This is a genomic window from Kitasatospora sp. NPDC092286 (genome assembly GCF_044755565.1).
Taxonomy (GTDB): domain Bacteria; phylum Actinomycetota; class Actinomycetes; order Streptomycetales; family Streptomycetaceae; genus Kitasatospora.
Window position 1 is genome coordinate 24,310 of record NZ_JBIVRD010000035.1, and the last position, 6,301, is coordinate 30,610.

At 74.7% G+C, this 6,301-nt stretch carries 7 protein-coding genes; 2 read left to right on the forward strand and 5 right to left on the reverse strand.

Translation table 11 applies throughout. The features are described 5' to 3' along the window. Positions 1–271 precede the first annotated feature (271 nt). From ACIQIB_RS29240 to ACIQIB_RS29260, 5 genes are all read right to left on the reverse strand, one after another. Positions 272–832 (reverse strand): GNAT family N-acetyltransferase, encoded by a 561-nt coding sequence (locus ACIQIB_RS29240; RefSeq protein ID WP_400658377.1) that lies wholly within the window; start codon positions 830–832, stop codon positions 272–274. 89 nt (positions 833–921) lie between these two features. Beyond that, positions 922–1,851 carry an NAD(P)-dependent oxidoreductase gene (locus ACIQIB_RS29245; RefSeq protein WP_400761633.1) on the reverse strand — a complete coding sequence of 310 codons (930 nt, stop codon included), beginning with the start codon at positions 1,849–1,851 and terminating at the stop codon, positions 922–924. Between the two features lie 104 nt (positions 1,852–1,955). Continuing rightward, complete coding sequence (locus tag ACIQIB_RS29250; RefSeq protein ID WP_363603873.1) at positions 1,956–2,369, reverse strand: hypothetical protein; 414 nt, start codon at positions 2,367–2,369, stop codon at positions 1,956–1,958. A gap of 43 nt (positions 2,370–2,412) precedes the next feature. Continuing rightward, positions 2,413–2,838 carry a PPOX class F420-dependent oxidoreductase gene (locus ACIQIB_RS29255; RefSeq protein ID WP_363603872.1) on the reverse strand — a complete coding sequence of 142 codons (426 nt, stop codon included), beginning with the start codon at positions 2,836–2,838 and terminating at the stop codon, positions 2,413–2,415. A gap of 132 nt (positions 2,839–2,970) precedes the next feature. Then, the gene (locus tag ACIQIB_RS29260) at positions 2,971–3,531 is read right to left on the reverse strand and encodes a heme-binding protein (RefSeq protein ID WP_400658371.1); all 561 of its coding nucleotides are present in this window, start codon (positions 3,529–3,531) and stop codon (positions 2,971–2,973) included. A 344-nt stretch (positions 3,532–3,875) separates the two neighbouring features. Between ACIQIB_RS29260 and ACIQIB_RS29265 the strand changes: the two genes are divergently transcribed. Continuing rightward, entirely contained in the window at positions 3,876–5,141 is a 1,266-nt protein-coding gene (locus ACIQIB_RS29265) for a sensor histidine kinase (RefSeq protein WP_400761637.1), read from the forward strand. Next, complete coding sequence (locus ACIQIB_RS29270) at positions 5,138–5,782, forward strand: response regulator (protein WP_400761640.1); 645 nt, start codon at positions 5,138–5,140, stop codon at positions 5,780–5,782. Before ACIQIB_RS29265 ends, ACIQIB_RS29270 begins: the two co-directional genes overlap by 4 nt. Positions 5,783–6,301: the final 519 nt, after the last annotated feature.

Here is a 6,301-nt window from a genome sequence, read left to right on the forward strand (position 1 = left end):
TACCGAACGATCCAGCCACTTCGGAAGGTGGGTGCCACGCTGCGCGCACCACTCGCGCCACCCATGTCCGATTGGCCCAACTCCGTCACCTCGTAAGGCTTTTGCACTCGACGGCCAGTTGGCCGCAGCATGACCGATACACGTCCGGAGGACGGTGCCGGGCGGCCCTCCGATGGCCTGAAACCGACGGTGCGCGAAGGTCCCTGGTACGAAGGTTCCGGGTGTGGCCGGTCAGCCCGCGACTGCCGGTCAGCCCGCGCCGCGCCGCCCGCTACGGTCGACCGGCGGGCGGCACCGGACGGTCCGCGTACAGGTGCAGCAGGGCGCCGAGGGTCGGGTCGCGGCGCAGACCGTGATCGAGGAGGCCGAGCCGCTCGGCGACCTGGCGGGACCCGGTGTTGTGGCCGTGGATCCAGGCGACCAGCGGCGCCCCGGGCGAGTGGCGGTGCGCGGCGGCGATGGCCGCACGGGAGATCTCGGTGGCGTAGCCGTGGCCCCAGTGGGCGGGGGCGAGCCGGTAGTAGAGGTTCCAGTAACCGGTGACGGTCTGGAGCTGTGCGCCGCCGACCCCGACCACCGTACCGTCGGTGCGCAGCCGGGCCGTCCAGTAGCTCAGCCCGTCCGACTCCCAGCGCCGGGCGGCCCGTTCGATCCAGGCCAGGGTGGTCCCCTCCTCCCGGTGCCGGCCCTCGGGCAGATGGCTCCAGGTACGGGGGTCGGTGTTGATCTCGAACAGCGCCGCAAGGTCGTCGGCGCAGACCGCGCGCAGCTCCAGCCGGTCGGTACCGACCAGCCTCGGCTCGCCGGGGAGGGGATCCTTCGTGAACGTCACGGCGCGATCGTAGGCACGCGGGAACGCGCCGGGCACGCGGTTTTCCCCGCGCCGGTCCTCGGGACGGCCGGCGCGGGGGACGGCCGCCGTCAGGCCGGCAGACCGGCCCGGCGGCGGGCGACGGCCGCGACGGCGGCCCAGTCCTTGTCGCCGTCCCCGTGCGCGAGCGCGTCGAGGAAGGCGTCCCGCAGCACGCTGCCGAAGGGCAGCGGGACGTTCTCCGCGGCACCGGCGGTGAGGGCGAGGTTGACGTCCTTGAGGCCCAGCGGCAGCTTGAACCCGGCGGGCTCGTAGCGGCGTTCGGCGACCATCGAGCCGTAGCCGGCATAGACCGGCCCGGGGAAGAGGGTGCCGGTGAGCATCTCGATCAGGTCGGTGGGGCGGACGCCGTTGGCCTCCGCCAGGCTGCACGCCTCGGCCATCGACTCGATCGCGCAGGCCAGCAGGAAGTTGGTGCTGATCTTGGCGGCGTTGGCCTGGTGCGGGCTCTCGCCGAAGTGCCAGGTGCGCTGCCCCATCGCGGCGAGCAGCGGCTCGACCCCGGCCAGCACCTCCGGCTCCCCGGCGGCGAGGATGTTGAGTTCGCCCGCGGCCGCCACCGGGGGCCGGCCGAGAACGGGCGCGGCGGCGTAGGCGATGCCGTGCTCGGCGTGCAGGGCCTCGGCGCGCTCGGCGAGCGCCACCGAGACCGTCGCCATGTTGAGGTGCACGGTGGCCTTGGCGCCGGCCAGCAACGCCGGGTCGAGCAACAGCCGTTCGACGGCCTCGTCGTTGGCGAGCATCGAGACCACCGTGTCAGCGGCGAACGCGCCGACGAGCCCGTCGGCCGCCTCGGCGCCCTGGGCCACCAGCGCGGCCACCGGCTCGGGCGAGCGGTTCCAGACCCGGACCCGGTGGCCGGCCCGCAGCAGGCTGGCCGCCATGCCCTGCCCCATCGCACCAAGACCCACGAACCCGACCGTCGCACCGGCCATCGCACACTCTCCCGTTGTCGCCTGGCGGGCCGACCGTACGGCCACGATGCGTCGACTGTACGTCAGGCCTTCTGGCCGGTCGGGGATCTGAGCTCAGGCACGACCGTTCAGGCACGACTGTTCAGGCGGGCGCGTTCAGGCGGGCGCGTTCAGGCGCACGCGCGCTCCGGGAGCCGGACCGATCCGGCCTGCAGCTCGGCGACGACCCGGCCGCGCAGCAGCTCGTACTGGGCCTGGAGCCGGCCCGGGCGCTGCGGCCGGGCCACCGGGCGCCCGGGGCCGACCCGTTCGTCCGGGCCGAACTGCTCACGGGTGAGGTCGATCTCGACGCCCGTGGCGAACCGGTTCCACCAGTGCAGGTCCGTCCGGACCCCGCCGACGTGCACCTCGCCCATCATCAGCTCACCGCCGAGGAGGTCGTGCACCACCAGCGCCGTCACCCCGCACTGGCCGCGGGCGGGATTGTCGGGACGCCAGTGGGCCAGGTCCTCGGGCGCACAGGTGTCCACACCCCAGGAGGAGCGGATCGCACGTTCGATGTCGTTGAGGGTCCACGCCGTCATACCGGGAAGCCTGCCACGCGCCACTGACAGCGGCACCGGCTTTTCACCGGGCCACCCCGTGTTCTGCGCCGACCTTCTCGATCTTCACCCGTACGAGCAGCTCACCGGGTACGCCGTTGCGGGCGCCGTACTGCTCGGCGAGGTCCTCGCCCATGTACCGGGCGGCGATCCTGGTGGCCCAGTGGCGCACCTCGGCCAGGTCGTCGCCGAGCGTGGCGGTGCCCTGGACCAGGACGTAGGAGAACGGCGGCCGCTCGTCGTCCACGCAGAGCATCACCCGGCCGTCGCGGGCCAGGGTGCGGCCCTTGACGGTGTCGGCGCCGGTGTTGAAGAGGATCTCGTCGCCGTCCAGCAGGAACCAGACCGGTGCGACATGCGGTCGGCCGTCGGCGCGGGTGGTGGCGATCTTGGCGGTACGGGTGCCTTCGGCGAGGAACGCTCGCCACTCGGCCTCGGTCATGTGTGCCATGGCCTCATCCTGACCCGGCCGGTGCCGCGGCGCACGGGATACGGCGCGCGAAGTACGGCCCGCACCGCGCACGGGGCGCCGCCGAGCGGCCTGGACGGTCGGGGGCCCGTCCCGGCCCCGGCACCGGGCGGCCTACCTGGCGAGCGCGGCGACGCCCGCCTGCGCGAACTGCTCGTCCAGGTCGCCGCTGGGCGCGCCCGCGACGCCGATCGCCGCGACCGGCGCGCCCTTGGACTGCACCGGCGCCCCGCCCGCCAGGAACAGCGTGCCCGGGACGTCCTTGAGATTCGGGGCCTGCGCGAGCCGCTTGGCCAGCTCGGAGGTCGGCGCGTTCCACGAGACCGCCGTGAAGGCCTTGCGCTCGGCGGACTCCGGCGACTGCGGACCAGCGCCGTCGCCCTTGAGCAGCACCCGGGTGACGCCGTCCCGGTCGACGACCGCGACCGAGACGTGCTGGCCGGCCCTGGCGGCCGCGTCCAGGGTGGCCTGGGCGGCCCTGGTGGCGGCCTCGATGGTCAGACCGGTGGTCTGGGCGAGGTTCCGGTTCTGGGTGTCGGCCTTCACCGCGGAGGCGGCGGCCGGGGTCTCGGACGGCTGGGCGCTGGCCGAGACCGCACCGGCGGTGGCGGCGGCCAGCGCGGCGGCGGCGACGGTGCCGGTCAGCACCCGGGTACGCGCGGAGGTCTTCTTCATGGTCCAGCTCCTCGTCGGATCGGTCGGATCGGTCGGAGCCACGGCCGGGACCGGGTCGGACCCGGCGGCTCCGGTGCCGATCCTCCGACGGCCGGCCGGCCCGGCACATCGACGGTCCGGTGCGTGTCCGCGCGCATGATGGAGGACAGGGCCGTCAACCGATCGGCCGATGCGCGACCGGGCCGGACGGGTCACCATCGAGGGATCGCCGCAGGTCGGCACCCAGGTCGCCCGGGCGGCGGGCCACCCGGCCCGAGCCGTCCGAGCCGCCCGGGCCAGATGGGCCGGGTGAGCAGCCCGAGTCGTAGCGGCCCGTCCGAGCGGTGCCAGTGAGGAGCGAACCCGTGGAGCAGCCCCGCCCCGTCGCCAGCCAGGACACCGGGGATCCGGACGCGGGCCGGCTGGCCGTGCTGCTCGACTCCGCCTTCCTGCTGCTGCTCGCCACCTCGCTCAGCCGCTACCTCGCCCACCACCCCGGCAGCGCCCGCATCCCCTGGGTGATCGGCCTGAGCCTCACGCTGGCCGTCGCCCAGCCGGTCGGCTCCTGGCTCGCACACCACCGCCCGCCCGCGGAACCGGGGCGACGGCGCGGGCTCTGGTCGCTCGCCCTGGTGGTCGTGCTCTGGGTGGTGCTCGTCCTGCTCGCGCCGAGCTTCGCCTGGTGCGCCGTCCCGCTGGTCTACACGGCCCTGCGCACCCTGCCCGCAGCCGCGGCGATCCCGCTGGTCGCGGCGCTCACCCTGCTGGTGGTGGTCGGCGAGGTCCGGCTGGGCGGGGTGGACGCCAACCTGATCCTGCTGCCGCCCGCCGTCGCGGCGCTGGCCACCGCCGTCTTCCTGCACATGGAGCGGCAGGCCGCCCGGCAACGCGCGCTGATCGCCGACCTGGTCCGCACCCGGCGCGAACTCGCCGCCACCGAACGGCGGGAGGGCACCCTCGCCGAGCGCGAGCGGCTGGCGATGGAGATCCACGACACCCTCGCCCAGGGGCTCTCCAGCCAGCGGATGCTGCTCCAGGCCGCCGACCGCATCTGGGACACCGACCCGGCGACGACACGCACCCACGTCCGCACCGCCGCCGAGGTGGCGGCCCGCAACCTGGCCGAGGCCCGCCGCTTCGTCCATGACCTCGCACCCGCCGAACTCGCCGACGGCCGCCCGCTCGACCAGGCGCTGCGGTCGCTCGCCGAGCGGGAGTCCGCCGAGAGCGGGCTGCCGGTCCGCTTCCACCTGGACGGCACCCCGGTACCGCTGCCCGCCGCCACCCAGGCCGCGCTGCTGCGGATCGCCCAGGGCGCGCTGGCCAATGTGCGGGAGCACGCCGGGGCGTCGGCCGCCGCGCTGACCCTGTCCTTCCTGGGCGACCAGGCCGTTCTGGACATCGCCGACAACGGACGGGGCTTCGACGTCGGCGCCGCTCGTGCCGACGGCACCGGCGCCGGGGGCGCGCTCGACGGCACCACCCCTGCCCGAGGTACGAAGGCCGGGCACGGCCACGGCCTGCCCGCGATGCGGGCCCGGCTCCGTCGGTTCGGTGGCGGCCTGACCGTCGAGAGCACCCCCGGCGAGGGCACCGTCGTCTCGGCCGCGATCCCCCTGGAGTCCCGATGAACACCGCACCCGCGGCGCCCCCTGTCCGTCTGCTGGTCTGCGACGACCACGCCGTGGTCCGGGCCGGTCTGCTGGCGCTGCTGGCCAGCGCCGGCGACATCGAGGTGGTCGGCGAGGCGAGCGACGGGGAGGAGGCGGTCCTGCTGGCCGCCCGGCTGGCACCGCAGGTCGTGCTGATGGACCTGCAACTCGGCGTGGGCATCGACGGGGTGGAGGCCACCCGCCGGATCACCGCCACGCCGGGCGCGCCGCACGTCCTGGTGCTCACCACGTACGACACCGATGCCGACATCACCCGGGCGATCGACGCGGGCGCCACCGGCTACCTGCTGAAGGCCGAACGGCCGGAGGAACTGTTCGCCGCGGTCCATGCGGCCGCGCGGGGCCGTACGGTGCTCTCGCCCCCGGTCGCCTCCCGGGTGATGGCCCAGATGCGGACGCCCGTACGCCGGCTCACCGAGCGCGAGCGGGAGATCCTCGCCCGGCTGGCCCAGGGGCTGGGCAACCGGGAGATCGCCCGCGCGCTGTTCATCAGCGAGGCGACGGTGAAGACGCATCTGGGCCGGATCTACGACAAGTTGGGCGTGGACACCCGGGCCGGTGCGGTGGCCGTCGCCAAGGAGCGCAGACTGCTGCGCTGAGCGTCCGCGCGCTTCCGCTCGGTATCGGGCGGTCCGTGGAATGCCGGGTTCCGAGGCGGCGCGCCCCTGGCGCCGCCCGGCCGGACGGGTACCACCGGCCGGGCGGCCGCACCCCCTGACCGCACCCCGCTCTTCGATTCAACTTGGGTGTGAGGAAAGGGTGTTGATGCACCGGCCCCGGGCCGGGCCGATCGATGACGGCCGGCCACCCACTCACACCCCGCCCGCGAATCCACTCCAGGGATGTGGATATTTCGTGGATCCCGTATTGACAAACCAACCACGCGGTTTGTTAGCGTGGAGATCAACGACACCCCGGGGGAGGGGATCGCCGGGGCCTGTGCGGACCGCCCTCGCCGGAGGGTGCTGCCAGGGGGGCGGCGAGACCTTGGGAGTCGGGGGGAGCGGCGGGCCAAGGCCGTGCGACGAGGCGGTGCGGAGCGAGTCCGGGGGGACTCGCTCCGCACCTCCCCCCCCCCCCCCCCCCACCCCCCCCCCCCCCCCCAACCCCAACCCACC

Bases quoted from the DNA above. Each gene is read 5' to 3' on its own strand.
- ACIQIB_RS29260 (WP_400658371.1), bottom strand. From the start codon at position 3,531: ATGAAGAAGACCTCCGCGCGTACCCGGGTGCTGACCGGCACCGTCGCC.
- ACIQIB_RS29255 (WP_363603872.1), bottom strand. From the start codon at position 2,838: ATGGCACACATGACCGAGGCCGAGTGGCGAGCGTTCCTCGCCGAAGGC.
- ACIQIB_RS29250 (WP_363603873.1), bottom strand. From the start codon at position 2,369: ATGACGGCGTGGACCCTCAACGACATCGAACGTGCGATCCGCTCCTCC.
- ACIQIB_RS29270 (WP_400761640.1), top strand. From the start codon at position 5,138: ATGAACACCGCACCCGCGGCGCCCCCTGTCCGTCTGCTGGTCTGCGAC.